Below are 26,470 nucleotides of genomic sequence, written 5' to 3' on the forward strand. Positions count from 1 at the left end.
ATCTCAGCACACTTCGGCCGGACGGCACTCACTCGGTGGCGGTGGCGGGCGGGCTCGAGGTCGCGCCGCCGCGCGAGGTGTCGTCGAAGATGAGCATGCTGCCGCCGTAACAGGCGACCCAGACCTGGTGGGTCGCATCGTCATACGTGATGCCGATGGGAGTCGGATCGGTCGGGACCTGTTGCACGACCTTCATGTCGGAGGTCGTGATCTTGCTCGCGGTGTTGCCGAAGTAGTTGACGACATAGAGGGCAGTGCCGTCCTGCGAGATGGTCATGCTGCGGGGCTCGCGGCCCGAAATCACTTGTGCGACAACCTTGTCGGTGCGTGTGCTGATCTTGTAGACGGTGTTCGTGCCGCTTGCCGCGAGGTAGAGGGTCTTACTGTCGGGGGAGAGCACCAGGTGGCGCGGCCTGCTCACCGCGAGGATCACGTGGTGCTCGCCGGTGCGCAGGTCGACGCGGAACACCTTGTTGCCGTACATCGCGGCGACGTATGCCGTGCGGTTGTCGGGCATGATCACGATGCCCCGCGGCTGTGCGGCGAGTCGAATCACCTTGACCTGCGTGGCTGTTGCCCGGTCGATGATGCTGATCGTGAAGTCGCACCAGTTGCTGATCACCACCTGCTTCTGGTCGGGGGTGATCGCGACGAACTTCGGGACCACGCCGACTTCGATCGCCTGGTCCCAGGCCATCGTGGTGGCATTGAAGCGGTAGACGAAGCTGCGGTCGTATCCGCTCGTGGGTGAGCACTCGTCCTGCGCTGAGCCCTTGAAGCCGGGGCCGGACATCACGTAGTTGGAGACGTAGGCGTATTTCGCGTCCTTGGTCCACGCAGCCTCGACCGGTCCACCCTGCGAGATGCCCGGATGATCGGGGAAGCCGAACTTCGCCAGGTCGATCGTGTCCGGCAACCGCTTGACCAGCTTGTGGGTCCAGCTGTTGTAGACGGTGATGGAGTGGCTGTAGATCATGTTGTTGGCGAGCACCAGCCCGTGGCCGCTCGCGTCCACCGACTTCGGCGTGATGCCGCCGGTGAAGCGGTCGATCAGCCGCAACCGGGTGCCGGAGGAGGGTCCGTCCTGACGGGGAGCCGGGTGCTCCGACCGGCTCGTGGGGGATCCGCTTGTGGGCGAAGCCTTTTTGGCCGAAGTCGTCGACTGCTGCCCGGCCGGCAGGGCGGCAGTGTGGCCCGGCCGCAGCGCGCGCCAGCCCCCGATCGCTGCGGCGCACAAGGTCAGGCAGAGCAAGGCGGCGGCAGCTGCGGCCATCCGCCTGCGACGCACGTAGACCCGGTCCTGTTTCCAGCGGGTTCGCTCACCCATGCGCAGAGGGTATGACGCAGCCGCTGCGAACGACCGCAATGCCCGCGGCGAGCCGCGGCGTCCTCACCCGGGTTTGCCGGCCCGGAGCCAGAAGCGTTTGCGGGTGGCGCGCAGTGGGCGACCCTGCGCCGGGCCGGCGGCGTGCAGCCCGAGGAGCACGTCGGAGTAGCGTCCGACGCTGAAGTCGTCCGGCACGTCCCACGGCACCAGTTGCACATACGCGATCATCGCTGCGACGTCGTCGAAGACGTAGTGTCCGGTGGTCTCGCCGCCGTCGACGATCTCGAACCCAGCGTCAGCGAGGTCGGCGCGAAACCGCCCGTAGGTGACGTGTGGAGCGCTCGGCGTCATGCCGAAAGCTGTTCGTATTTCACCAAATTCGTCGCCTCCGACCTGTTGGGTCAGGAAGGTGCCGCCGCGCGTCAGCACGCGGAAGACTTCCTCCGGCCGGTATCCCTCGTGGCGGTCGAGCACCAGGTCGAACGACCCGTCGGCGAACGGCAACGGATCGCCCGCGCTGCCCGGATCGTCGTCGGCGCCGACCACCCCGACGCCGCATGGCGCCAGCCGTCCCGCAGCGACACCGATGTTGGGCGGCCATCCCTCCATCGCCACGGTGCACGCGGGCAGCACGTCGGCGAACCGCGCCAGGAACTCGCCACCGCCCGTGCCGATGTCGAGCACACGTGTCGCCGAAGCGAGCGCGGCGCGCCATACGGCAGCGAGGTCCCAGGGCTCCCCGTCCTCGGTCATCCGGCCGTCGAGGCAGCTGAAGTCCCAACCCTCCGGCTGCTCGCGCTCCTCAGCGGCCCACGCGGCGAGCAACCCCTCCCGATCGGTCATCGCTACTCCTTGACCCGGATCATGCCTTCCTGCGCCACCGAGCAGATCAGCGTCCCGTCCAGCGAGTACATGCGGCCCATCCCCAGTCCGCGGCCACCGGAGGCCGAAGGCGACTCCTGCTCGTAGAGCACCCATTCGTCGATGCGGCCCGGGCGGTGGAACCACATGGCATGGTCCAGGCTGGCGGGGCGCAGTCGCCGGTCGGCCCACACCAGGCCGTGCCGTCGCAGCACCGACTCCAGCAGCGTGTAGTCCGAGGCGTAGGCGAGCACCGCGGCGTGCAGCAACGGATCGTCGGGGAGCGCGTCGAGGGTCTTCATCCACACGTGCTGGCTCGCCGCGTGCTGCCGTCCGGGCACCAGGTAGACCGCGCCTTCGACGGTGCGGACGTCCAGCGCGCGATGCCGCCAGTGCTCGGCGGCCGGGTGCTCGACGCCCTCCAACTCTTCGGGGGTGGTGCGCACCCGATCCGGATTCGGCACCAAAGGCATGGCTGCCTGGTGGTCCAGGGCCTCGGCCGGTTCCTGGAACGACAACGTCGCCGACAGCAGCGTGTGACCGTACTGCATGGCGTAGACCCGCCGGACCGAGAAGGAATTGCCGTCCCGCAGGTTCTCGACACCGAACTCGATCGGGTGCGCGGAGTCGCCCGGACGGATGAAATAGGCGTGCAGCGAGTGGATCGGCCGGCCGGCATACCCGGCGGCAGCCACGGTGCGTCCCCCCGCGATGACCGACTGGGCGAGCACCTGCCCGCCGAACGCGCGCTTCTGCGGAGTGACCTGGCTGCGTCCGGTGAACAGCTGCAGGGTTCGCTCGCTGAGGTCCATCTCGGGCGCACCGGCGGGCGCGTCGATCACCGAGGTCGATCGCGCCTCGCCCGCCGGGCGCAGGTCGAGCACGTCGAGCAGATCCTCGATTGGGGAGAGCTGGGCGGTCTCGTCGTCTGAGGTCACCCGGTGAGCGTAGCGAGGCACCTGGGACGATGAAGACATGCCCGCTCGCCTCTACTACGTCGACGTCCCCATGCGCTGGTCCGACATGGACGCCCTCGGTCACGTCAACAACGTGCAATATCTCCGGCTGCTCGAGGAGGCGCGCATCCTCGGCTTCGCCGAATGGTTCGCCGGCGTCGAGACCGGCCCCGACGGCCGGCCGCCGCTGCTGATCGCGCGGGCCGAGATCGACTATGTGCGTCAGTTGCACTGGCGCGCCGAGCCGCTCGTGGTCGCACTCTGGGTTTCCGACCTCGGTGCGGCGTCGTTCGACACCAGCTACGAGGTGCGTGCATCCCGGGATCCGGATGCGGAGGTGTATGCCGTGGCCGAGACGTCACAAGTCGTCTTCGACATGGCCACCCAGCGCCCGATACGCCTTGCGCCGGAGCACCGTGCGGTGCTGGAACGGTATGTCGCAGAACCGATTCGGATGCGACGCCGCCCGAAGGGCCACAGGTGATCCTGCACCTGGCCGATGCCGACACCCGGCGGGACCTCGTGACCTACGTCGGGCGAGCACGCCGGCTGGACGGCGACGGGGCAATGCGGTTGCAGGCAGCGGGCGGTGCGCTTGCGGCCTGGGTCGGGGTGCTGGCCGGCCACGGGATCACGGGGGAGGGCGCCACCCTGGGCCTGCGGGTGCTTCCGCTCGCCCAGCCGGCCGAACTCGACGTCGTGGTGCCGCTTTCCGGGCTGACCGACCGGTTCGCCCGCGACCCGGCCAGCACGCAGCTGCCGGTTCCGCCGGCCGAGGTGCGGACCGTCTGGGCTGCGGTCTCCCCGCCCCAGGGCGGATGGCAGCAGGTCGGCGCGGTGTCCGTGGCGGCGTTGCTGGCCGCGGCCGCCGCGGGCATCGCCGAGATCGCGGCCGGAGCGCCGGAGGGATCCGGCGCCCACGCGGTCGAGGCGCTGCGCCAGGCGGTCTGGTCCCGGCCGCTGCCGGAAGCCGGCGGGCAATTAGCGACCGGGGTTGCGTTTGCGGCATACACGCTGGGGTTCGCGGTCGGCGACTCCGCCGGCGTGTATGCCGCCGGCCGCTGGCGCCGCCTCACCACCCCCGTCGGGCACGTGCTCGCGCGCTGATCGGCCGCACACCAGTCCGAGTCAGCTAGGACCTAGGCCTCAGGTTGAGGATCACAACTCCCGGGAATTTTCGGGCAGCGACGTTCCGTCACTTCTTCGACCAGTACAGCTTTGCCGTCCACGGCCCGGTGGTGTCGACCGCGCGGATCGTGATGCGGGCGGTTGCTCCCGGCTCCGGACCGTAGATCGGGGGCGGGCCGAAGATGGCCACCCCGGAGTCGGGGAAGAAGTCGTACCAGGTGCCGCGAGTCTCCGGGCCGAACAGATCCGGGTCGTATGCCGGTCGGCCCTTGTCATCCAGATACCCGAGGCGCTGGGGCGTCCCGTCGACCAGGACCTGGAATCGCCCTGGGGTGCTCGGCGTGAAGACAACCGTTGCCCCCCTCCGCTGGTCGGCCCGCAGCTGGATCGTCCGCGACACCTCGGTGCTGCCGGTCCCGCGGATCGTCTCGATCTGGTCACCCTTCGAGCTCTGCACCGAGACGCCGCCGGTCTTCGCCGTGAGCGTGCCGGTCTTCGGCGGCGGCGTGGTCGTGGGTGAGCAGGGTGGCGGTGCGCACGAGCGACGCGCCGCGTGCGGCGACGAAATCGCTGAAGCCCGGTGGTTCCCGGTGTCCCGTTGGCATGTCCTGTCAGACCACCTGACCCCGCGGCCCGGTTGTCACCTCGCCGCGGTCATTCCTCCCAGCTGTTGACCAGCGAATAGGCGGCGCGCGTCAGGTAGTCGCGCAACAGTCCGTCGTGGTCGGCGTCCAGGTCGAGCGAGTCGACGGCAGTCAACATGTGCAACAGCCAGCGGTCGCGCTGGGCGGGGGTCACGGCATACGGCAGGTGACGCATCCGCAGGCGCGGATGCCCGCGCTGTTCGCTGTAGGTGGTCGGGCCGCCCCAATACTGCTCGAGGAACATCCGCAGCCGGTCCTCCGCGGGCCTGAGATCCTCCTCGGGATAGAGCGCACGTAGCGCGGGATCGCCTGCGACCCCGCGATAGAACTCGTGCACCAGCCGCTCGAAGGTCTCGTGGCCGCCGACCTCGTCATAGAACGTCGTCACCGGCCGATCCTCTCAGGTGGTCGCCGGGCCGGTAAATGGCGGCAGCTGTGGCGCGCGCACGCCCGCCCGGTCGAGGGCCAGTTTCGCCTGCTCGCGGATCTCGCGGGCGACGGCATACTGCTCGTTCGGGACGCAGGTCGCGACGACGCGTAGCGTGACGGCGCCGCCGGTCATCGACTCGACTCCGGCGACGGTGGGCTCCTCCAACAGCTTTTCTTTCCAAGGAGATTCGTCGTCGATCTCGGCGGCGACGGAGCGCAGCACCTGCAGCGCGGTCTCCACCGACTGGTCGCTGCCGATGGGTATGTCGATGAAGATCGTCGCATATCCCTGCGACTTGTTGCCGACCCGGAGGATCTCGCCGTTGCGGACGTACCAGACGACGCCCTGCGCGTCGCGCAGCCGCGTGACGCGCAGTGTGACCTCCTCGACCGTCCCCACCACCTGCCCGGTGTCGACGACGTCGCCGACGCCGTACTGGTCCTCCACGATCATGAAGATCCCGGAGAGGAAGTCCTTGACCAGGCTCTGCGCACCGAAGCCGAGCGCGACGCCGCCGACGCCCGCGGACGCGAGGAGCGGCGCGAGTGGCACGCCGACCTTGGCCAGCACCGTCAGGCCGGCAATGCCGAAGATGACGATGGTCGACACCGAGCGCAGGATCGAGCCCATCGTCGCGGCCCGCTGCTTGCGCCGCTCGGAGTCGAGACCGGTCGCCTGGCGCAGTACTCGTCCGGCGAGCCCTGCCCGACTCGGCCGCTCACGGTTCTCCATCGCGTGGACCGCGCGATCGATCGCGCGCACAACGATCCAGCGGAGGATGGCGGCGCCCACGATGACGCACACGATCATCAGCGGGGCTCCGACGGCCCAGTCGACGGTGGACTGCTTGTCGGTGGCGGAGGCAAGCAACGACATGAGCCCCATCATCCCCGGCCGGTCGTCTCGGCGGGACACGCGGCCTCTGACAGACTGAGGCCATGCCCGCAGCTCCTTCCGAATCTCTCGCTCGGCTCGCCCGCGCGCACGGCGTCGCGACCGAGTATTGGGACTGGCGCGGCAATCACGTCGTGGTCGGTGCCGACACCATCGTCGCGGTGCTCGGCGCGCTCGACGTCGACGCGAGCAGCGCCGGCGCCATCGACCACGCACTCGCCGACAAGGAACGTGAGTCGTGGCGCCGAGTGCTGCCGCCGGTGATCGTCATGCGCGCAGGATGGACCCCCTGGGTGCCGGTGCACGTGCCCGAGCAGGAGTCGATCGAGTCGCGAATCACCCTGGAAAACGGGCAGATCCGCGACCTGAGGCCCAACGAAGGGCACGCCGAGCCCCGCCAGATCGACGGCATCGCCACCACCGAGTTCACCATCGAACTCCCGGGGGACCTGCCGCTCGGCTACCACCAGCTCGAGATCACGTATGACGGCGGCCGCTCCGCGCGCACCAGCGTCGTCGTCACCCCGGAGCGCCTCGAGCTGCCGCCGGCGTTGCAGCACGACCGGGCGTGGGGCCTGACCACCCAGCTCTATTCGGTGCGCTCGGAGCGGTCGTGGGGGCTGGGGGACGCTGCGGATCTGGCCGAGCTGGGCACCTGGGCCGTCCGGCAGGGCGCCGACTTCGTGCTGATCAATCCGGTGCACGCTGCGGAGCCGGTGCCGCCGCTGGAGCCCTCGCCATACCTGCCGACGTCCCGGCGGTTCGTCAACCCCGCCTACATCCGTGTCGAGGAGGTGCCGGAGCTGGGCTACCTGTCGGCGGCTCAGCACCAGCTCGTCGAGTGGCACAGCGACGACGCGCGTCGGCTCAACAAGCTCGATCACCTCGACCGCGACGGCAGCTGGCAGGCGAAACAGGCCGCGCTGCGGCTGATCTTCCGGACCGAGAGCACCCACCGGCGACGGCGTGACCTGGAGACCTTCGTCGAGCGGGAGGGCAGGTCGCTCGTCGACTTCGCGACCTGGTGCGCGATCGCTGCCGACCGCGGACCGGACTGGACGACCTGGCCGCGGGAACTGCGCGATCCGCGCAGCGATGCGGTTGCCGCCGAGCGGAACAGGCTGGCCGAGGACGTCGATTTCTATTGCTGGCTGCAGTGGGTCGTGCAGTCGCAATTCGTCGACGCCCAACGCGAATTGCGCGCTGCCGGAATGAGTCTCGGCGTCATACACGATCTGGCCGTGGGTGTGCACGCGCAAGGAGCCGACGCCTGGGCGCTGCAGGACGTGCTCGCCGAGGGCATGCAGGTCGGCGCGCCGCCGGACGACTACAACCAGTTGGGGCAGGGCTGGAGTCAGCCGCCGTGGCGTCCCGACCGGCTGGCGGAGCAGGGCTACGCGCCATACCGCGACATGCTCCGCACGGTGCTGCGTATGGCGGGCGGCATCCGCGTCGACCACGTGCTCGGCCTGTTCCGGCTCTGGTGGGTGCCGGCCGGCAAGAAGCCGCTGGAAGGCACCTACGTGCGCTACGACCACGAGGCGATGGTCGGCATCCTCGCCCTGGAGGCGCAGCGCGCCGGCGCGGTCGTGATCGGCGAAGACCTTGGCACCACTGAGGATTGGGTGCGTGACTACCTCGCCGACCGCGGCGTCCTTGGCACATCCGTGCTGTGGTTCGAGCGGGAGGCGGACGGTGGTCCGAAGCCGCCGGAGACCTACCGGACGCTCGCGCTCGCCAGCGTCACCACGCACGATCTGCCGCCAACCGCGGGCTACCTGCAGGGTGAGCACCTCCGGGTCCGGAACGAGCTCGGGCTGCTGACCAGGCCGCTGGAGGAGGAGCAGCGCATCGACGCGCAGCAGCGGGACGCGATGCTCGCCGCGCTCCGTTCGCGCGGGCTGCTGCGCGAGAGCACGTCGATCGACGACGAGGTCGACGCGTTGCACAAGTTCCTCACCTGGTCGCCGAGCAAGCTGCTCGGCGTCTCGGTCAACGACCTCGCCGGAGACGTCCGCACCATCAACCAGCCGGGCACCGACGAGGAATATCCCAACTGGCGGCTGCCGGTCAGCGGCCCCGACCGCGAGCCCACCACTCTCGACGACCTGATGGTGTCCCGGCGCGCAAAACGGCTGATCCGAGCGGTGACTCGGCGCAGCGACCGCTGAGCCGGCCGAACGCCGAGAGGGCAGTCGTTGTCGTCACCGAGCCTCGGTGACGACACCAACTGCCCTCTCGGGAGAACCGGTCAGTCTTCGTCGCGCTCCTGCGCGGTCAGCGCGACCGCGACCAGATCCCGGTTCTCCGCGACCAGCCGGACCAGCCCGGCCGGAGCGTCCTGGTTGGCGTCCAGCCATGCCTGCGTGGCGTCCAGCAGCGGCTGGTCGGACAGCGCGATCGGGTAAAGGACCGTGACGAAGTTCGACGCCATGGCGAAGGTGCGTTTCTCCCACACCTCCCGCAGGGCCGCGTGATAGCGCTCGACATACGGTTCCAGGAGGGTCGTGTCGTGCACCCGCCCGAAGCCGAGCGCCACGGCGCGGGCCGTCTCGTTGGGCAGTGCGTCGGTTTCGACCAGGTCGTGCCAGGCCTTGGCCTTCGCCTCCGCCGTCGGGTATGCCGCCCGCGCCCCCGCGGCACGCGCGTTTCCTGTGGCGGTGTTGTCCGCCGCGAGCTGCGCGTCGATCTCCTCGTCCGTCGCGGCGCCGGCTGCGGCGAGCGAGGTGAGCAGCGTCCACTTCATGTCGGTGTCGAGCGACAAACCGGCGAGAACCACTGAGCCGTCAAGCAATCCGCGGATATACGCGACGTCTTCCGCGTTGCGTGCGAAGCGGGCGAACGCCAGCGTGAACTGCAGTTGCGCATCGCTGCCCGGCTCGGCGGTGTTCATCAGCGCGCGGAACGCCGAACCCACCTCATCGGCGGCCGCCTGCCGGTGCTCCGGCCGCAGGAACGAGGACGTGTGACCGAAGGCTCCCGACGACAGGAACACCGTGGTCGCACCCGTCACGTGCATCACCAGGCTGCCGAGCAGGCTGGAGTCCGTCTCGGCGCCGATGGCCGCGAGCGCGTAGCGGATGTACTTGAGCGGGGCCAGTTCGCCGTCGCGAGTCATATCCCACAGCGCGCCGAATACGACGGCCCTGGCCAGGGAGTCCTTGATCGCCGTCGGATTGGCGAGCACGGTCTGCAGCGAGGCCGGGTCGAGCCGGACCTTGCCGTAGGTGAGGTCCTGGTCGTTCACCAGCAGCAGGTCCGGCATGCGTTCACCGACGAGCGCAGGCACGTCGGTCAGAGCACCCTCGACATCGATCTCCACCGAGGACGTCGCGGCGAGCTGTCCGTCGGTCAGCGAGTAGCTGCCGATGGCGAGGCGGTGCGGCCGCAGGGTCGGCTGGCCGGCAGCCGCCGTCTGCTCGACCTGCAACGCGGTGATGACGCCATCGTCGTCGACCGTGACAAGCGGACGCAGCACGTTGGCGCCGGAGGTCTGCAGCCACAGCTCACGCCAGGTGGACAGGTCACGGCCGGAGGTCGCTTCGAGCTCTCCGAGCAGGTCGCCGAAGGTCGTGTTGCCCCACCTGAATTTGCTGAAGTAGGAACGCAATCCGGCAACGAAAGGCTCGATGCCGACATACGCGACGAGCTGCTTGAGCACCGACGCGCCCTTGGCGTAGGTGATGCCGTCGAAGTTCGCCTCCACATCTTCCAGGTCGCGCATGTTGGCGTAGACCGGGTGTGTGGAGGACAGCTGGTCCTGCTTGTAGGCCCAGGTCTTCTCCGAGCTGCTGAAGGTCGTCCACGCGGTATCCCACTCGGTGACCTCGGCCTGGCACCAGGTCGACGCCCATTCGGCGAACGACTCGTTGAGCCACAGGTCGTCCCACCACTGCATGGTGACCAGGTCGCCGAACCACATGTGCGCCAGCTCGTGCAGGACGGTCAGCGCCCGGCGCTCGATCAGCGCCTCCGGCACCTGGTTGCGGAAGACATACGTCTCGGTGATCGTCACGCAGCCGGCGTTCTCCATCGCGCCGGCGTTGTACTCCGGGGTGAACACCTGGTCGTACTTCGCGAACGGGTAGGGCTCGCCGAACTGCTCCTCGAAGAACGCGAAACCCTGCTTGGTGATGGCGAAAAGGTTGTCTGCGTCGAGGTATTCGCGCAACGACTTGCGGCAGTAGACACCGAGCGGCACGGTGCCGTTCGTCGCCTGGACCTCGTCGCGCACCACGTCGTAAGGTCCGGCAACCAGCGCCGTGATGTATGACGAGACGCGCGGCGTCGGTTCGAACCGCCACGTCGCGGCGGGCTCGGCCACCCCGGACGGCCCGGTGTAGGTCTGCTCGGTGGGGGTCGGATCCGGAGTCGGCTGGTTCGAGATGAGCTGCCAGCGCGCAGGCGCCGTGACGGTGAACGCGAAGGTCGCCTTGAGGCTCGGCTGCTCGAAGACCGCGAACACGCGACGGCTGTCGGCGACCTCGAACTGCGTGTAGAGGTAGACCTCGCCGTCCGCGGGGTCGACGAAGCGGTGCAGGCCCTCGCCGGTGTTCATGTAGGCGCCGGTCGCTTCGACGGTCAGTTCGTTCGACTTCGCGAGCTGGGGGAGAGAAATCCGCGCGCCGTCGAAAGCCTTTGCCGGGTCGATGGATTCGCCATTCAGGGTGATCGACTCGACCGATGGTCCGATGAAGTCGATGAACGTCGGGGAGGTGTCCGTCGCGTCGAAGCGCACCGTGGATGTGGTGCGGAAGGTCTCGGGACCGGTGGTGAGGTCCAGAGTCACGTCATACGACTCGACGGTGAGTGCGGAAGCGCGACGCTGCGCTTCCTCACGCGTGAGATTGGTGCCAGGCACTGTGCAGCTCCATTGTGAGGACTGGGATTCGGATGCAGTCATCCTCGCACGGTGAACCCGCCCGGCGGGCGGGTGGCAGGATGTGCAGGTGACTACCGACGAGGGCGCGCAGCGCCAGTCCGCAGAGATGTTCTTCGACCCGTTGTGCCCGTGGGCATGGATGACTTCGCGCTGGCTCATGGAGGTCGAGAAGGTCCGCCCGATCGACGTGACCTGGAGCGTGATGAGCCTGTCCGCGCTGAACGAGGGCCGCGACGGACTGTCCGACAGTTATCGCGAAATGCTCGACCGCGGCTGGGGTCCGGTGCGCGTCGTGATCGCGGCCGCGCGTGACCATGGCGACGAATACACGAAGAAGCTGTATGACGCCATCGGCACCCGGCTCCACCCGGGCGGGATGGGCGGCACCGAGGAGGGCCAGCGGCAGGCGGTCGCGGAAGCTCTCGGCGAGGTCGGGCTGCCCGCGGCGCTGATGGACTACTACGCCAACGTTCCCGGCGACGAGGTGGATACGTTGGTACGCGCGTCGCACCAGCGCGGGATCAGCCTGGTCGGCGAAGACGTGGGCACGCCGGTCGTGTCGTTCGGCGACGTGGCCTTCTTCGGCCCGGTCGTCACTCCTGCACCGAAGGGCGAGGCCGCCGGAAAGCTCTGGGACGGTTGCCTATTGGTGGCCGGCACACCCGGGTTCTATGAGATCAAGCGGACCCGCACCGCGGGCCCGGACTTCAGCTGAGGAGAGCGAACATGCGAGTGCACATCGGTGGCGATCACGCGGCGTTCGAGATGCAGCGGGCGCTCGTCAGCTGGCTCAACGAAGAAGGCCACGACGTGGTCGACCACGGCGCCAGCACCTACAACGATGTCGACGACTACCCCGTATTCGTGCTGCGCGCAGCGGAGGGGGTTGCCGGTGACCCCGGTTCGCTCGGGGTCGTGCTCGGCGGCTCGGGCAACGGCGAACAGATGGCGGCCAACAAGGTCAAGGGAATTCGCGCTGCGCTGTGTTACAACACTGAGCTCGCGCAGCTCGCGCGGCAGCACAACGACGCCCAGGTCATCTCGATTGGCGGCCGCTTCAACACGATCGACGAGGCGAAGGAGATGGTGCGGGTCTTCCTGGCCACGCCGTTCTCCGGCGTCGAGCGTCATCAGCGACGGATCGACATGGTGGAGGAGTACGAGACGACGGGGCACCTACCCCCGCAGGAGTGAACGCATAGCTTATCCCATTGTTTTGGCAAGGGGTGGGTAAGAAGTCGGTAAGTTCTGCAGACCACCTGTCCGGCCGGGCGACACGATGCATGCATGGCCATCGATCTGTCGCTCGCCCCCAGGCGGCTTGTACGGCCTTCCGCTGTCACCGGCCAGCCGGGGCTGGACACCACGAGCGCGACCTTGCTTGCGCTCGCGGTCGTGGTGGCCGGGTGGACGATCGCCTGGCCGAGCGATGTGGCCTACGCCCTCTTCATCCCGCTGGCGGTGGCCGCCCGGATGGTGCTGCACGCCCGGCGCACTCTCGTTGTCTTCGGTGCCATCGCCGCCATGTATGTCGCGAGCCTGGTCGACACGATGCACGGGTCCGCCGTGGCGCTCGGTCTGGTCCTGGCGGCGACGATGGCGCTGGTGACGGTGGTGGACCGCACACACACCCGGGTCGGGGTGACCACCGCCGTCGGCGGCTCGATGCTGATGGATCTGCGCGAGCGGTTGCGGGCGCAGGGCCGGTTGCCGATCCTGCCGAGCGGGTGGAACGTCGAGTCCAGTGTGCAGCCGGCATACGGCGACTCGTTCTCAGGCGACTTCGTGGTCGGCAACTGCCCGGCCATCGACCGGTTCGAGCTCGCGGTCGTGGACGTGTCCGGCAAGGGCACGACGGCGGGCAGCCGTTCGCTGCTGCTGGGCGGGGCGTTCGCCGGGCTGCTCGGGGCCATGGAGCCGGGCCGGTTTCTCCCCGCCGCCAACGACTACCTGGTTCGGCAGGGGTGGTCGGAGGGCTTCGCCACTGCGGTGCACGCCTCGATCGACCTGTCCACCGGTGAGTTCACCGTCGGCTCGGCCGGTCACCCGCCCGCCGTGCACTTCCATGCCGGGTCCGGCCGCTTTGCTCCCGTGGACGGTGCGTCCGGCATCGCGCTCGGCATTCTGGAGCACCAAGGCCCGGAAACGTTCCGGCGTGCTCGGGGCCGGCTGGAGCGCGGCGATGCTCTGCTGTTGTTCACCGACGGCGTGATCGAGCAGCCGGGTATGGATGTCACGCAGGGGATCGACCGGATGCTCGGGCATGCCGACCGTGCACTCACGGACGGCGTGCGTGGCGCAGCTGCCCGCATCTGCGCCACGGGCAGCGGAGGCCTCGCCGACGACCGGGCAGTCGTGGTCATCTGGCGGGACTGAGCAGCCACGACCTCATCAGGACGTGACACGAGCGCCCACGCCGGACGGCGTGGGCGCTCGTGGCGTTCGCGTGGTCGCTCAGAGGTCGCCGAGCTTATCCTTCACGGCGTCCTGCGCGCTGTCGACCTGGTCGGAGAACTTGCCGCCGGTCTTGTCGTCGACGGCGTCGCCCGCCTGGTCGACGCCGTCGCTGATCTTGTCCTGGTTGTCGTTCGCCAGGTCGGAAACCTTGTCCTTGGCACTGTCGAACAGGCCCATGAGGAATCTCTCCTTCCGATGGCCACCGGCCCTTTCGCCGGCGGCGCCGTCCTTGCACCATTGCACACGTGAGCGGACCGCGTCGACCCATGGGCAGGTGAATTCTTACCTCTGGGTAACTTCTGTGTGGGTGCTGTGGCGCGCGCCATGCGGGCGGCGCTCGGTTTCGCGTCCCGTTCTCTCGACCGTCGCGCCTTCGGGACGGGTTTTGCCCCTGGCGGCGTCCCCAATCCTCGACCGTCGCGCCTTCGGGACGGTTTTGCCCCTGGCGGCGTCCCCAACCCTCGACCGTCGCGCCATGGGGACGCCAGTTCGCGCTGCTCCGTGCCGAAGCGGCGACCGTTGCCACTTCCGCACACGCCCCGTCCCGATCCTGGCGCCGGACCGGCAATCGTTGCCGGAAGTGCGCGGCGCGCCAGATTCTCGCCCGCGGACGGTTGGTCTCACGAACTTTTGACACCCGAGTGGGCACTTACTGGCGAGTACGGCGAAATACTCGCCAGTAAGTGCCCACTCGGAACCGTTATCGCAGGCCGGACGCCGCGCTATCCCTAACGCTCGACCGTCGCGCCTTCGGGACGCCCGAGGCCGGGCTTCTTGTCCCGTTCTCGCGACCGTCGCGCCTTCGGGACACCCTGCCGCGTCATGCGCGACGTAGGCCTCGACCGTCGAGGGTTGCGTATGGCGCCGGCCGGTTTCGTGTCCCGTTTCCTCGACCGTCGAGGGTTGCGTACGCCCCTGGGTCAGGCATTTCGGAACGGGAGGCGGAACTTCGAACAACGGCGAAGCGACGATGCTGGCCGGGGGAGCCTGTGACCCCAACCGGAGGAGGAGCGGAGCCCAAGAACATCGGCGAGCGAACAGATGAGGGGTTGACGCACGTGCGCGTCAACCCCTCATCACGAGCGAGCGGGCGACGAGAATCGAACTCGCGTAATCAGTTTGGAAGACTGAGGCTCTACCATTGAGCTACGCCCGCGTGGTTCCGGACACCGCCGATGTGCGATCGACCGAACCGAGGCGTTAGCCTACTGCCCGCCTGGGAGCGCGCCAAACCGGCACGGTCCCGTGGGTGCAGTCACGGGGTATGGCGCAGCTTGGTAGCGCGTCCGCTTTGGGAGCGGAAGGCCGCCGGTTCGAATCCGGCTACCCCGACAGCTAGCATGACGTGTTGGTGCGCCATACGCGCCGCGACAATTTGAGGCTAGTGCGCCAGCCGAAACCACCACCATTTGGAGTCCCTGCAGTGAAGAGTGCCGTCGAGAAGTTGGGTCCGACCCGGGTCAAGGTGTCGGTGGAGGTTCCCTATGCGGAACTGAAGCCGAGCGTCGACGAGGCGTACAAGGCGATCGGTGCGCAGATCCAAGTGCCGGGCTTCCGCAAGGGCAAGGTGCCGGCGCGCATCATCGACCAGCGGGTCGGTCGTCCGGCCGTGCTGCAGGAAGCGATCAACGAGGCGCTGCCGGCGTTCTACAGCCAGGCGCTGATCGAGAACGAGCTGCGCCCCATGGGTCAGCCCGAGGTCGAGGTCACCGAGGTGCCGGTCGACGAGGAGCAGCCGCTGAAGTTCGACGCGGAGCTGGACACCGCCCCGGAATTCGACCTGCCCGACTTCACCCAGATCACTGTCGAGGTGGACCCGCTCGAGGTTTCCGACGAGGACGTCGACGCGGAGTTCGAGGCGCTGCGTGAGCGTTTCGGTACGCTCGCCGGTGTCGAGCGCGCGGCGGCCGACGGCGACTCGGTGACGATCGACCTGACCGCCACGATCGGCGACGATGACATCGACGACGTCTCCGGCATCAACTACCTGATCGGCTCGGGCAACATGCTCGAAGGCCTGGACGACGCGCTCACCGGTCTGTCGGCGGGCGAGAGCAAGACCTTCACCGCGCCGCTCGCCGGTGGCGAGCACGAGGGCGAGGACGCCGAGATCACCGTGACGGTGCAGTCGGTCAAGGAGCGGCAGCTGCCGGAGCTGGACGACGAGTTCGCTCAGATGGCGTCGCAGCACGACACCATCGAGGAGATGCGGTCGGAGGTCGCCGAGCAGGTGGAGCGCGGCAAGCGTTTCGAGCAGGGCGTGCAGGCTCGCGACAAGGCCCTCGACCAGCTGCTGGAGACCTTGGACCTGCCGCTGCCGGAGAAGGTCATCGAGGACGAGGTGCACCAGCACCTGGAGAACGAGGACCGGCTCGAGGACGACGAGCACCGTGCCGAGGTCGACGAGTCGACCCGCAAGGCGCTGCGAACCCAGCTCATCCTGGACAAGATCGTCGAACGTGACGAGATCCAGGTCTCCCAGGAGGAGCTGATCGAGTACATCGTCATGTCGGCTTCGCAGTACGGCATGGACCCCAACCAGTTCGCGCAGGCGCTGGACCAGCAGGGCCAGGTGCCGGCGATCATGGGCGAGGTTGCCCGCCGCAAGGCGCTCGCCTCGATCCTGGATGTGATCAACATCGTCGACACCGACGGCAACGAAGTCGACCTGTCCGAGCTCGACGACGAGGAAGAGGACGAGGACGGTGCGACCGACGAGTCCGCGGAGGTGATCGAGGCGGAGTCCGTCGAGGACGACGCCGACGAGGACGCGGAGAAGTCCGAGGACGCCACCGTCTGAGACGGCACCGCCATACCTTCCGTATGACGCACTGACGAACCCCCTCCGCGCCTGGCGCAGAGGGGTTTTCGTCGATGCCGGTGGCCACGGGGCGGCCATTCCCACCGGGTGCAACGGGCGCAGACCACGCCCCGATTGCGCCGTGGGCGAACATCGGCCCGACCGGGGACGAAGTTGTCCGTCGCGGGCGTTAGGGTCCAGTGAGATGAGTCAGCACCACGACAACGATGGAGACGCGGTGAGCAACGCACAGGAGGTGTCCATGGCCACGCAAGGACAGATGGGCCTGGACGATCAGATCTACAACCGGCTGCTCAAGGAACGGATCATCTTCCTCGGCTCCGACGTCCGCGACGACAACGCCAACGCGATCTGCGCGCAGCTGTTGCTCCTCGCGGCCGAGGACCCGGAGAAGGACATCTGGCTCTACATCAACAGCCCCGGCGGTTCGATCTCCGCGGGTATGGCGATCTTCGACACCATGAACTGGATCCCCAACGACGTCGCCACCGTCGCGATGGGTATGGCGGCGAGCATGGGCCAGTTCCTGCTGTCGGCGGGCACGGCCGGCAAGCGCTACGCCACGCCGCACGCCCGCGTGATGATGCACCAGCCGTCCGGTGGCATCGGCGGCACCGCGTCGGACATCAAGATCCAGGCCGAGCAACTGGTCTTCATCAAGAAGCAGATGGCCGAGCTGATTGCCGAGCACACCGGGCAGACGGTCGAGCAGATCGAGAAGGACTCCGACCGCGACCGCTGGTTCTCGGCACAGGAAGCGCTCGAGTACGGCTTCGTCGACCACGTCTTCGAGCGGTCGACCGACGCACCGGGCGGGAGCAACGCATGACCAACAGCTTTGGAGCACAGATGAATTCGCCGTATGCCGGGCTGGCCGCCCCGCAGCCGAGCAGCCGCTACATCCTGCCGCAGTTCGAGGAGCGCACGTCATACGGCATGAAGCGCTCGGATCCCTACAACAAGCTCTTCGAGGACCGCATCATCTTCCTCGGGGTGCAGGTGGACGACGCGTCGGCCGACGACATCATCGCGCAGCTAATCGTGTTGGAGAGCCAGGATCCGGACCGGGACATCCTGATGTACATCAACTCCCCGGGTGGTTCGTTCACGGCGCTGACCGCGATCTACGACACCATGCAATACATCCAGCCCGACGTGCAGACGTTCGTCATCGGCCAGGCGGCGTCGGCCGCCGCGGTGCTGCTGGGTGCGGGTGCGCCGGGCAAGCGGTTCGCGCTGCCCAACGCGCGGATCCTGATCCACCAGCCGGCGATGGAGGGCACCGGTGGCACGGCCTCCGACCTGGAGATCACCGCCAACGAGGTCTTCCGGATGCGCGAGTGGCTGGAGAAGACCTGGGCCAAGCACACCGGCCGCACGCCGGAGCAGGTCAAGAACGACATCGAACGCGACAAGATCCTGACGGCCGACGAGGCCAAGGAGTACGGCCTCATCGACCAGGTGCTGTCCAGCCGCAAGGCCTCCGCGCAGTAGTAAGCAGTCCAGGAGTAACGAGCGTCCGGGAACCCGGCGGCGCATGGTCGCACGCTGGTGCCGGATGACCCTGGTGCCGTCATTCGCGTCGGTGGGGGTCCGGTCACAATTCCGCTGTCAGCGGACAGGCGTGACTTGTTGTGCGACACCGCGTTTCAATGGAGCAGGTGGCCGACGCGGGCAGGTAGCGTCGGCGCAGCGACCGGCATACGGGCCGGGACACGGCAGACAAGATGGAGGGCGCGTGGCACGCATCGGAGAAGGCGGCGACCTGCTGAAATGCTCGTTCTGCGGAAAGAGCCAGAAGCAGGTCAAGAAGCTCATCGCCGGGCCGGGCGTCTACATCTGCGACGAATGCATCGACCTGTGCAACGAGATCATCGAGGAGGAGCTCGCCGAGACCTCCGAGCTCGGCCTCGACCAGTTGCCGAAGCCCCGTGAGATCTTCGACTTCCTGGAGCAGTACGTCATCGGGCAGGAGACCGCCAAGCGGGCGCTTTCGGTCGCGGTCTACAACCATTACAAGCGGATCCAGGCGGCCGATCAGGCCGCTGCGGCAGGGAAGAAGGACGGTTCGGCGGTCGAGATCGCCAAGTCCAATATCCTGCTGATCGGCCCGACCGGCTGCGGCAAGACCTACCTCGCACAGACGCTCGCCCGGATGCTCAATGTGCCGTTCGCGATCGCCGACGCCACCGCACTGACCGAGGCCGGCTACGTCGGCGAGGACGTCGAGAACATCCTGCTGAAGCTGATCCAGGCCGCCGACTTCGACGTGAAGAAGGCCGAGACCGGCATCATCTACATCGACGAGATCGACAAGGTCGCCCGCAAGAGCGAGAACCCGTCGATCACGCGCGACGTGTCCGGCGAAGGCGTGCAGCAGGCGCTGCTGAAGATCCTGGAAGGCACCACCGCAAGCGTGCCCCCGCAGGGCGGGCGCAAGCACCCGCACCAGGAGTTCATCCAGATCGACACCACCAACGTGCTCTTCATCGTCGGCGGCGCATTCGCCGGCCTGGAGAAGATCATCGAGGCGCGCACCGGCCGGCAGGGACTCGGTTTCGGCTCCGAGTTGCGCACTGCCAAGGACCCGATGACCAGCTTCTCCGACGTGCTGCCCGAGGACCTGATGAAGTTCGGGCTGATCCCGGAGTTCATCGGCCGGCTGCCGGTCATCACCACGGTCGAGCCGCTCGACCGCGAGGGTCTGGTGTCGATCCTCACCGAGCCGCGCAACGCGCTGGTCAAGCAGTACGAGCGGATGTTCGAGATCGACAACGTCGAGCTGGAGTTCACCCAGGATGCCGTCGAGGCGGTGGCCGAGCAGGCGATGCTGCGTGGCACCGGAGCGCGCGGGCTGCGCGCCATACTCGAAGAAGTGCTGCTGCCGGTGATGTTCGACGTGCCCAGCGAGGACGACATCGCGCGGGTTGTCGTCACGCGTGAGGTGGTGCTCGACAACGTCAACCCGACGATCGTGCGCCGTCAGGTGCCCGCCCGCAAACGGCCGCGCAAAGAATCCGCCTGAGCGCGTAGCAATTTCGTATGGCGCCCGGGCTCCGGTCACTGACCGGAGCCGGGCGTTTCCGTCCCCGCGGTGAGCCGCAGGGTCACCAGGGTCGCGACGACCAGGCCCGCGAGGGCTGCCGCGACGCCATACGGAACGAGGGCGCTGTTGGCGGGCTCGATGAGCAGCGCCAACGCGCCCACCACAGTCGTGGCGAGCCCGACCAGGACGGTGCGCCGGGTCCAGCTGGCCACGATCGCGCGCGGTATGGCGGCCTGGTCCGGGCCGCTGCCCGCGAGGGCGACCAACACGTGCGCGATCAGCAGCAGCCACGCGGCGGGCAGCACCAGCCAGGAGGTAGATCCGACACCGCTGAACAGCCACTGCGCAACCATCGCGCCCAGTAGCAGCAACCCGGCGAAGCTGTCGCTGTTGCTCACCAAGATCACGCACCCGATCACGGTGCACAGCAGGCCCATCCAGCTCACCGCACCGGCCCCGATGTCGGTCATCAGCAGCAGCACGACAGCCGCGCCGATCGCGATGGCCAGGGCGGTTGCACGGTCGCGGTGCAGCCCGAGGATGCGCGTCATATTTGGAATGAACCTCATCGCTGCACCGCCCTCGGCTGCGGACGCGCGGACAAGCGGGCAAGCACCGGATCGAGGCTGCCCGGTCCTTGCCATCGGACGACGGGCACGCCGAGCCGCTCGATGGCGCTGATCTCGCGGCGCCGTTCCAGCAGCCGCACGCGCACGGCCAGGGCCGTCTCCCGGTCGGTGTCGGCCGGCATGCCGGGAAAGCAGTCGACGACGAGCACGGTGATGCCGCGCCGGGCCAGTTCGGCCGCAAGCGTCAGGGGCATCGGGCTGAGCAACGGGCTGATCAGCAGCAGCATGCCGCCGGCGTGTACGTGGCTGCGCACGGCTGCGCGCTGGAAGCTGGCGCCGCCGAGGCCGCGTTCGACCCCGCTCAGGCAGTCCAGCAGGCGCCGGCGGTGCAGCACTCCCATGCCGATGGGCACCCTGGTCGGCCGCATGCCGCCCACCACTTCGAGACCGACGCGGTCACCGCGGCCTAGGAAGTAGGTGGCCAGCCCAGCCGAGGCGCGAACGCCGAGGTCGAGCGAGCTCTGCTCACCGGCGTCGACATTGCTGTCCCCGACGTCCGTCGAGGCGTCCAGCACGATGAGGATCTCGGTGTCCTGCTCCGCGAAGGATGTGCGCACATGCAGCGTGCCCGTGCGCGCGGACACGGGCCAGTGGATGCGCCGCAGCCGGTCGCCGGGCTGGACCTGGCGGATGTCGGCGAACTCGGTTCCGTCCGCGCGCATGTTGCTCCGGTTGACGCCGATCAGGCCGTGCGGGTGGGGCAGTCCGCGGGTGCTGTCGAAGCGCGCGATCTCCGGCATGGTGGCGACCGTGATGGAGGGCAGGTCCACTGCGCCATACCGGTAGCCGCCCCACGGACCGAACACCGCGAGCCGGCTGCCGAGGATCTGATGGGTGCCCCACCGGTTCGATCGCCACCGCAAGGTCGTGACGCAGCTGCCGTCCCGGAGCGAAGCGCTGAGTGCGCTCAGGTCGGGCGTCAGGGTGAGCAGCCGGTGGTCACCGACGTATGCCGAGAACTGCTCCGCGGTGTCGCAGCCACTGACGCGGATCGTCCACGCCTGGGTGGTGCCCTCTACCGGGCTCGTCGTGGAGACCGTGCCGGTGATGTCGGGTATGGCGCGAGGCCGGGTCGCGAGGGTCCAGACGGTCACGATGAGCAGCGGTGTGCCCAGCACCAGCAGGTCGGCCCGACCGAAGGCGACCGCGAGACCGACGAGCACAGCGGCGGCGACCGCCGCGCGCAGGAACGCCGGGGTGATGCTCCAGCCCGTTTGACGGGACGGACGGACAGTCTGGCCGGCCATGGGTGGCTCGTCAGCCCTTCGCGGTTGCCGGTGCAGGGACGTTGTCGAGCACCGAGCGAATGACGGAGGACGCGTTGGCTCCGCTCATCCACAGCTCCGGCTTGATCGTGACGCGGTGCGAAAGGACCGATGGGGCAACGGCTTTCACATCTTCAGGAGTGACGAAGTCCCGGCCGCGCACCACTGCGAACGCACGAGCCACGAGCATGAGCGCCAGCGAACCGCGGGGCGAGGAGCCGATGAGCACCTGCGCTTGCGTCCGGGTCGCGGCCGCGAGCCGGACGCAGTAGTCGACGACCGAGTCCTCGACGACGAGTTGCTCGATCGCCGCCTGCATGCCGAGCAGGCCCGCGGCGTCGGTGACCGGCTCGAGGGTGATGTCCTCCTGCTGGCGGCGCATCCGGCGCAGCAGGACGTCCACTTCCTCCTCGGCGGTGGGATAGCCGAAACTCACCCGGCTCAGGAATCGGTCGAGCTGTGCTTCCGGGAGGGGGTATGTCCCTTCGTACTCCACGGGATTCGCGGTTGCGATGACGTGGAACGGGTGGGGGAGCCGGAAGGTCTGGCCCTCCACGGTGACCTGACGTTCCTGCATCGCCTCCAGCAGCGCGGCCTGGGTCTTCGGGGGAGTGCGGTTGATCTCGTCGGCCAGCAGCAACCCGGTGAAGAGTGGACCTTGCCGGAAGTCGAAGGTGGCCGTCCGCTGGTCGAAGATGAACGACCCGGTGAGGTCGGCCGGCAGCAGGTCGGGGGTGAACTGGGCACGGGCGAAGTCCAGGCCGAGGGTCTGCGCCAGCGAGCGCGCGGCGAGCGTCTTGCCCAGCCCGGGGTTGTCCTCGAGCAGCACGTGCCCACCGGCGAGCACGGTCGCCAGGACGAGTTCGAGTGCGTGCCGCTTACCGACGACCGCGCGGTCGACGCTGTCCAGGATCTGCGCGGCCCGCTCGGTGGTCTCGGCGATGGACGGGATGACTACTGGTTGTTCACTCACAGTGCCTCGATGCGGTTGACGATGTCGGTGATGGTTGCGGTGGTCGTGGGTGGTGCGGGCTGCGCGTGGAGGTATGCCGTCAGGCGCGGGTCGGCCTCGGCGAGCAACTGCTCGTCGTCCGGCAACTCCATCGCTCCGCTGGCCGCCGCACGTTCGCGGAGCCGGTCCAGCGCAGCGTCGCGCAGGATGCCCTGCAGGCTGTTGGCACTGGCGTTGGGTTCGTCGCGGGACTGCTGCCGGCCGTCGGCGATGAGCCGGGTCAGGTAGCTGATGCGGCTGTCGGCGTTAGTGCGTAGCCGCCGGCCCGCGGGAGAGCCTTCCCAGGAGGTGGCATCCCATCCCGAGAAGCGATCGCTGGCCAGCCAGTACACCGCGGCGAGGGCGGCCAGTGCAGCCAGCAGTCCGAGTGAGTCCGGATGCATATTCAGCCAGGCGGTGAGCCCCCAGGCGATCAGCCAGCAGGCGACGACGATCAGGATGCGGCGCCGCCACTTCCGGCGGGTGCCGGGGTCTTGCGGGTGTGGGGTCGTCATACGCCCGCCCGGTCGGCAACGTGCAGCGACGAGTGCAACCGGACCAGGGCAGCGAGTGCTTGCTGCCGGTCCTGCTCGTTGGCGGGGTGCTCGGAGAACCTCGCCGCGCGGTAGAGCCGCCCGAGGGTACCGAGGGCCGTGCGGTCGACCTCGAAACTGTCGAGCACCCGGATGGTCAGCTCGGCGGACGTTTCACTCGGATGCCGCTCGACTCCGGCTGCAGCCACGGCCCGTTCCAGGTCCACCCAGCACGCGACGATCGCGTCTGACGGATCACCCTCCAGCAAGAGCTGCTGCTGTCTTCCCGTAGCCGCAGTGATGGATTCCAGCACCGCATCATCGATCTCCGGCAGTTCGCCGCCCTGGTGCGCGCGGCGGCGAGTGAGCCGCAACCGCCGATAGGCCGCGATCAGGGCGGCGATCAGCAACCACAGCACGACGAGCAGCAGCAGGCCCAGGACGATGTCGACGAAGGTCGTCCCCAGGATGTGCGAGACGTGCTGATTCGGCTTGGTGGGGCTGCCGGAGCGGGCCGCTGGCTGGGTCGGCGGCCGGAGCCTCGCGTAATGCAGGTGCAGGTTCGGGTCGTGATTGGGGGTTTGCAGGATCGGGTTCCGCCGAGCGGTCGTGACAATGACGAGCATCATCAGGGCAAGAGCGGTCGCCGCGACGACAAGCAGCATCCGCCGATCAGGAACGCGAGGCGATCGGTCCTCCCCAGAACTCACCGCACCAACCTAGGCCCAATTGCTACCCGCGCGGGCCGAACGCGACGTATTCGTTACCGGGGCGCTACTTCTGCCGCGGAGGTGGTGGCACCAGCTCGACGTCGCGCACCTGGAGCGAGTCGGCGTCGGCATACCTGAGCGCCCCGGTCACCTTCCCGGCCGCCCGCAGGTCGCCTTCGCTTGCGTGCACGAGGTGCTGGGCGCCGGCCGGCGCCGCCAGGGTCAGCGCAGTCACCTCGGCACGCATGCCGAGCTTCGCATCGGACTTGGCCTTGCGGATGCCGGCGAGTGCCTCCCCGAGGACCTGCAGCGTCGCCGGGTCGCCGGTCGACGGGCCGCACTCCCCGGGCAGCGGCCACGACGCGCGGTGCACCGTGCCCTCATGCCACCAGGACCAGACCTCTTCGGTCGAATAGGGCAGAAACGGTGCGAACAAACGCAATTGGACGTCCAGCGCGATGCGCAGCGTCGCGCGTGCGCTGACGGCGGCGCCTTCGCCCTGGGCGCCATACGCCCGGTCCTTGACCAGCTCGATGTAGTCGTTGCAGAAGGTCCAGAAGAACTCTTCGGTCAGCTCCAGGCTGCGGGTGTAGTCCCACGACTCGAAGTGCTTGGTCGCCTGTTCCACCAGGGTGCGCAGGCCAGCGAGTAGCGCCAGGTCGAGCGGCTCGGTGACAGCGGCCGCGAGGTCGCCGTGCACTTCTCCCATAGAGAGCGCGAACTTGCTCGCGTTGAGCAGCTTCATGGCCAGCCGCCGGCCGACCTTCATCTGGTCTTCTTCGTATGCCGCGTCCTGGCCCATTCGAGCCGAGGCGGCCCAGTAGCGCACCGCGTCGGCGCTGTGCTGGGTCAGCACGTCCTCCGGCGTGACGACGTTCCCCTTCGACTTGGACATCTTCTTGCGGTCCGGGTCGAGGATCCAGCCGTTGATGGCCGCATCCGACCAGGGCACACAGTCGTGCTCGAGATGACTGCGCACCACGGTCGCGAACAGCCAGGTGCGGATGATGTCGTGGCCTTGCGGCCGCATGTCCATCGGGAAGATCTTCGCGAAGAGCTCGTCGTCGTTGCGGCCACCCGCGTTGCCCGCCACCGGCCAGCCGGACACGATCTGCGGGGTGAGCGATGAGGTCGCCCAGGTGTCCATGATGTCCGGATCACTGACGAACCCGCCTGGCACGCCTCGCTGTTCGGCCGTGTAACCGGGTGGCACGTCGGTGGCCGGGTCGACCGGCAGGGTGTCCGCCGTGGCTGCGATCGGGTGGTCGTGGTCGATCTCGCCGTCGGCATCCAGCGGATACCAGATGGGGAACGGCACGCCGAAGAAGCGCTGCCGGCTGATCAGCCAGTCGCCGTTGAGGCCCTCGACCCAGTTGGTGTAGCGGCTGCGCATGAACGACGGATGGAAGTCGATCTGCTCTGCGCACGCGAGGAGTGCCTTGCGCAGTTCGGCGTCCCGGCCGCCGTTGGTGAGATACCACTGGCGGCTGGTCACGATCTCCAGCGGCTTCTCGCCGCGTTCGTAGAAATTGGCCTTGCGCTGGGTTGGTTTCGGCTCCCCGTCGAGATCGCCGGACTCGCGCAGTGCGTCGACGACGGCGATCCGGGCCGAGTGGACGGTCTTGGTGGCCATGTTCTCGGCATACAACTGCTCGCCGGGGCCACCGGCGACCCACGCGGGCGTCTCGCCCTGCAGCCGCCCGTTGCGGGTGATGATCGAGCGGGTCGGCAACTGGAGCTCGCGCCACCAGGTCACGTCGGTCAGGTCGCCGAAGGTGCAGCACATGGCGATGCCGGCGCCCTTGTCGGGCTCGGCCAGCCGGTGTGCGAGGACCGGGATCTCGACGCCGAAAAGCGGTGAGGTCACAGTGGATCCGAAGAGCGCCTGGTACCGCTCGTCGTCCGGGTGCGCGATCAGCGCGACGCAGGCGGGGATCAGCTCGGGGCGGGTCGTCTCGATGTAGACGGGTTCGTCGCCGTGGTGGAAGGCCACCCGGTGGAAGGCGCCGGGGTAGTCGCGGGCCTCCAACTCGGCCTGGGCGACCGCGGACTGGAAGGTGACATCCCACAGGCCTGGCGCCTCGGCCTGGTAGGCCTCGCCCCGCTCCAGGTTGTGCAGGAAGGCCTCCTGCGCCACGGCCCGCGAGCGGTCGTCGATGGTGCGGTAGGTCTGTGCCCAATCGACCGACACCCCGAGCCGGCGGAAGAGCGACTCGAACGCCTTCTCGTCCTCGGTGGTCAGCTCCTCGCACAGCGGGATGAAGTTGGCGCGGCTGATCGGCACCTGGTCGGCAGCCTTGACTGACTTGCCTTCGGCACCACGCAGCGGCGGGGTGAAGTCGGGATCGTATGCCGCGGAGTGGTCGCCGCGGACGCCGTAGAAGTTCTGCACGCGGCGCTCGGTCGGCAGGCCGTTGTCGTCCCACCCGAGCGGGTAGAACACCTCCTTGCCGCGCATCCGCTGATAGCGCGCCACCACGTCGGTGTGCGTATAGCCGAAGACGTGCCCCACATGCAGGCTCCCGCTCGCGGTGGGCGGAGGGGTGTCGATGGAGAAGACCCGGTCGCGGGGGAGCGACAGGGCGCGCTCACGGTCGAACTTGTAGGTGTCCTGCTCCCGCCATACAGCGGCCCACTTGTCCTCCAGGCCGTCCACGGTCGGCTTGTCGGGGATCTGTGGGCTGTGCTGCTGGTGGGCGGGTTCAGTCATGCCGCACATGATCCCATCCGCCCGAGCGCGCTGACGAATCGGTTTCCCGCCCGGCGCCCGCCTCGCCTCCCCTTCCCCGGTGCCCGCTTCCCTCCCGCGAATGACGGCTTCCTCGGTGAGCGACGGTGCAATTTCGCCGTCGCTCGGCGAATTCGCCGTCAGTCGGCAGGCCGGGCGAGCACGCGA

General features: G+C 68.3%; 25 protein-coding genes and 2 tRNA genes. 11 read left to right on the plus strand and 16 right to left on the minus strand.

Annotated features, from left to right (window positions below; translation table 11 throughout):
• Positions 1-28: 28 nt before the first annotated feature.
• The 3 genes from EFY87_RS11670 to EFY87_RS11680 form a co-directional block, all read right to left on the minus strand.
• Positions 29-1,327, minus strand: coding sequence for a YncE family protein (locus EFY87_RS11670; protein ID WP_148043314.1), 1,299 nt, complete (start codon positions 1,325-1,327; stop codon positions 29-31).
• Between the two features lie 63 nt (positions 1,328-1,390).
• The gene (locus EFY87_RS11675; RefSeq protein ID WP_123271655.1) at positions 1,391-2,170 is read right to left on the minus strand and encodes a class I SAM-dependent methyltransferase; all 780 of its coding nucleotides are present in this window, start codon (positions 2,168-2,170) and stop codon (positions 1,391-1,393) included.
• Between the two features lie 2 nt (positions 2,171-2,172).
• Positions 2,173-3,126, minus strand: a complete 954-nt coding sequence (locus EFY87_RS11680) for an acyl-CoA thioesterase (RefSeq protein WP_245988603.1) — start codon at positions 3,124-3,126, stop codon at positions 2,173-2,175.
• 37 nt (positions 3,127-3,163) lie between these two features.
• Here EFY87_RS11680 and EFY87_RS11685 point away from each other — a divergent pair, with 37 nt between their 5' ends.
• Together EFY87_RS11685 and EFY87_RS11690 are read left to right on the plus strand one after the other, a co-directional pair.
• Positions 3,164-3,628, plus strand: coding sequence for an acyl-CoA thioesterase (locus tag EFY87_RS11685; RefSeq protein WP_123271657.1), 465 nt, complete (start codon positions 3,164-3,166; stop codon positions 3,626-3,628).
• Positions 3,625-4,251, plus strand: a complete 627-nt coding sequence (locus tag EFY87_RS11690; RefSeq protein ID WP_123271658.1) for a DUF8185 domain-containing protein — start codon at positions 3,625-3,627, stop codon at positions 4,249-4,251. The genes EFY87_RS11685 and EFY87_RS11690 overlap by 4 nt, the downstream gene beginning before the upstream one ends.
• An 88-nt stretch (positions 4,252-4,339) precedes the next feature.
• Here EFY87_RS11690 and EFY87_RS11695 read toward each other — a convergent pair whose 3' ends face one another.
• Genes EFY87_RS11695 through EFY87_RS11705 form a run of 4 tightly spaced genes read right to left on the minus strand, consistent with a single transcriptional unit; the run spans position 4,340 to position 6,222 of the window.
• Positions 4,340-4,729, minus strand: a complete 390-nt coding sequence (locus EFY87_RS11695; protein WP_123271659.1) for a hypothetical protein — start codon at positions 4,727-4,729, stop codon at positions 4,340-4,342.
• A complete protein-coding gene (locus EFY87_RS20320) occupies positions 4,710-4,877 on the minus strand; it encodes a hypothetical protein (RefSeq protein WP_158607609.1) in 168 nt (55 codons plus the stop codon). Before EFY87_RS20320 ends, EFY87_RS11695 begins: the two co-directional genes overlap by 20 nt.
• Before the next feature lie 49 nt (positions 4,878-4,926).
• Positions 4,927-5,304, minus strand: a complete 378-nt coding sequence (locus EFY87_RS11700) for a globin (RefSeq protein ID WP_123271660.1) — start codon at positions 5,302-5,304, stop codon at positions 4,927-4,929.
• Positions 5,305-5,316: 12 nt separating this feature from the next.
• Positions 5,317-6,222 carry a mechanosensitive ion channel family protein gene (locus tag EFY87_RS11705; RefSeq protein WP_245988604.1) on the minus strand — a complete coding sequence of 302 codons (906 nt, stop codon included), beginning with the start codon at positions 6,220-6,222 and terminating at the stop codon, positions 5,317-5,319.
• Between the two features lie 62 nt (positions 6,223-6,284).
• Here EFY87_RS11705 and malQ point away from each other — a divergent pair, with 62 nt between their 5' ends.
• Complete coding sequence (gene malQ, locus EFY87_RS11710; protein WP_123271662.1) at positions 6,285-8,411, plus strand: 4-alpha-glucanotransferase; 2,127 nt, start codon at positions 6,285-6,287, stop codon at positions 8,409-8,411.
• An 80-nt stretch (positions 8,412-8,491) separates the two neighbouring features.
• On the opposite strand, the gene pepN is transcribed toward malQ, so the two are convergent.
• Entirely contained in the window at positions 8,492-11,101 is a 2,610-nt protein-coding gene (pepN, locus tag EFY87_RS11715) for an aminopeptidase N (protein ID WP_123271663.1), read from the minus strand.
• Between the two features lie 127 nt (positions 11,102-11,228).
• Here pepN and EFY87_RS11720 point away from each other — a divergent pair, with 127 nt between their 5' ends.
• From EFY87_RS11720 to EFY87_RS11730, 3 genes are all read left to right on the plus strand, one after another.
• A complete protein-coding gene (locus EFY87_RS11720) occupies positions 11,229-11,837 on the plus strand; it encodes a mycothiol-dependent nitroreductase Rv2466c family protein (RefSeq protein WP_123271748.1) in 609 nt (202 codons plus the stop codon).
• An 11-nt stretch (positions 11,838-11,848) separates the two neighbouring features.
• Entirely contained in the window at positions 11,849-12,316 is a 468-nt protein-coding gene (locus EFY87_RS11725) for a ribose-5-phosphate isomerase (protein WP_123271664.1), read from the plus strand.
• A gap of 93 nt (positions 12,317-12,409) precedes the next feature.
• Positions 12,410-13,498 carry a PP2C family protein-serine/threonine phosphatase gene (locus tag EFY87_RS11730; RefSeq protein WP_123271665.1) on the plus strand — a complete coding sequence of 363 codons (1,089 nt, stop codon included), beginning with the start codon at positions 12,410-12,412 and terminating at the stop codon, positions 13,496-13,498.
• Between the two features lie 78 nt (positions 13,499-13,576).
• On the opposite strand, the gene EFY87_RS11735 is transcribed toward EFY87_RS11730, so the two are convergent.
• The gene (locus EFY87_RS11735) at positions 13,577-13,756 is read right to left on the minus strand and encodes an antitoxin (RefSeq protein WP_123271666.1); all 180 of its coding nucleotides are present in this window, start codon (positions 13,754-13,756) and stop codon (positions 13,577-13,579) included.
• Positions 13,757-14,664: 908 nt separating this feature from the next.
• A tRNA-Gly gene (locus EFY87_RS11740) sits at positions 14,665-14,735 on the minus strand.
• 102 nt (positions 14,736-14,837) lie between these two features.
• Between EFY87_RS11740 and EFY87_RS11745 the strand changes: the two genes are divergently transcribed.
• The 5 genes from EFY87_RS11745 (at position 14,838) to clpX (ending at position 19,425) form a co-directional block, all read left to right on the plus strand.
• Positions 14,838-14,911 (plus strand) — tRNA-Pro (locus tag EFY87_RS11745).
• A 91-nt stretch (positions 14,912-15,002) separates the two neighbouring features.
• A complete protein-coding gene (gene tig / locus EFY87_RS11750) occupies positions 15,003-16,379 on the plus strand; it encodes a trigger factor (RefSeq protein WP_123271667.1) in 1,377 nt (458 codons plus the stop codon).
• Positions 16,380-16,641: 262 nt separating this feature from the next.
• Positions 16,642-17,229, plus strand: coding sequence for an ATP-dependent Clp protease proteolytic subunit (locus EFY87_RS11755; RefSeq protein ID WP_123271749.1), 588 nt, complete (start codon positions 16,642-16,644; stop codon positions 17,227-17,229).
• Entirely contained in the window at positions 17,226-17,894 is a 669-nt protein-coding gene (locus EFY87_RS11760) for an ATP-dependent Clp protease proteolytic subunit (RefSeq protein ID WP_425459361.1), read from the plus strand. The genes EFY87_RS11755 and EFY87_RS11760 overlap by 4 nt, the downstream gene beginning before the upstream one ends.
• Positions 17,895-18,138: 244 nt before the next feature.
• Complete coding sequence (gene clpX, locus EFY87_RS11765; protein WP_123271668.1) at positions 18,139-19,425, plus strand: ATP-dependent Clp protease ATP-binding subunit ClpX; 1,287 nt, start codon at positions 18,139-18,141, stop codon at positions 19,423-19,425.
• Positions 19,426-19,460: 35 nt separating this feature from the next.
• Here clpX and EFY87_RS11770 read toward each other — a convergent pair whose 3' ends face one another.
• The 6 genes from EFY87_RS11770 to valS all read right to left on the minus strand — a co-directional run bounded on the left by EFY87_RS11770 (position 19,461) and on the right by valS (position 26,284).
• Positions 19,461-19,997 carry a hypothetical protein gene (locus tag EFY87_RS11770; protein WP_123271669.1) on the minus strand — a complete coding sequence of 179 codons (537 nt, stop codon included), beginning with the start codon at positions 19,995-19,997 and terminating at the stop codon, positions 19,461-19,463.
• Positions 19,998-20,011: 14 nt separating this feature from the next.
• A complete protein-coding gene (locus tag EFY87_RS11775; protein ID WP_123271670.1) occupies positions 20,012-21,322 on the minus strand; it encodes a DUF58 domain-containing protein in 1,311 nt (436 codons plus the stop codon).
• 10 nt (positions 21,323-21,332) lie between these two features.
• Positions 21,333-22,313: an AAA family ATPase gene (locus EFY87_RS11780; protein ID WP_245988605.1), complete on the minus strand. Its 981-nt coding sequence runs from the start codon at positions 22,311-22,313 to the stop codon at positions 21,333-21,335.
• Positions 22,310-22,846 carry a hypothetical protein gene (locus EFY87_RS11785; RefSeq protein ID WP_123271671.1) on the minus strand — a complete coding sequence of 179 codons (537 nt, stop codon included), beginning with the start codon at positions 22,844-22,846 and terminating at the stop codon, positions 22,310-22,312. The genes EFY87_RS11780 and EFY87_RS11785 overlap by 4 nt, the downstream gene beginning before the upstream one ends.
• The gene (locus EFY87_RS11790) at positions 22,843-23,529 is read right to left on the minus strand and encodes a DUF4129 domain-containing protein (protein WP_123271672.1); all 687 of its coding nucleotides are present in this window, start codon (positions 23,527-23,529) and stop codon (positions 22,843-22,845) included. The genes EFY87_RS11785 and EFY87_RS11790 overlap by 4 nt, the downstream gene beginning before the upstream one ends.
• 109 nt (positions 23,530-23,638) lie before the next feature.
• Complete coding sequence (gene valS / locus EFY87_RS11795) at positions 23,639-26,284, minus strand: valine--tRNA ligase (protein WP_123271752.1); 2,646 nt, start codon at positions 26,282-26,284, stop codon at positions 23,639-23,641.
• Positions 26,285-26,470 lie beyond the last annotated feature (186 nt).

Source organism: Flexivirga caeni, from assembly GCF_003724155.1.
GTDB lineage: Bacteria > Actinomycetota > Actinomycetes > Actinomycetales > Dermatophilaceae > Flexivirga > Flexivirga caeni.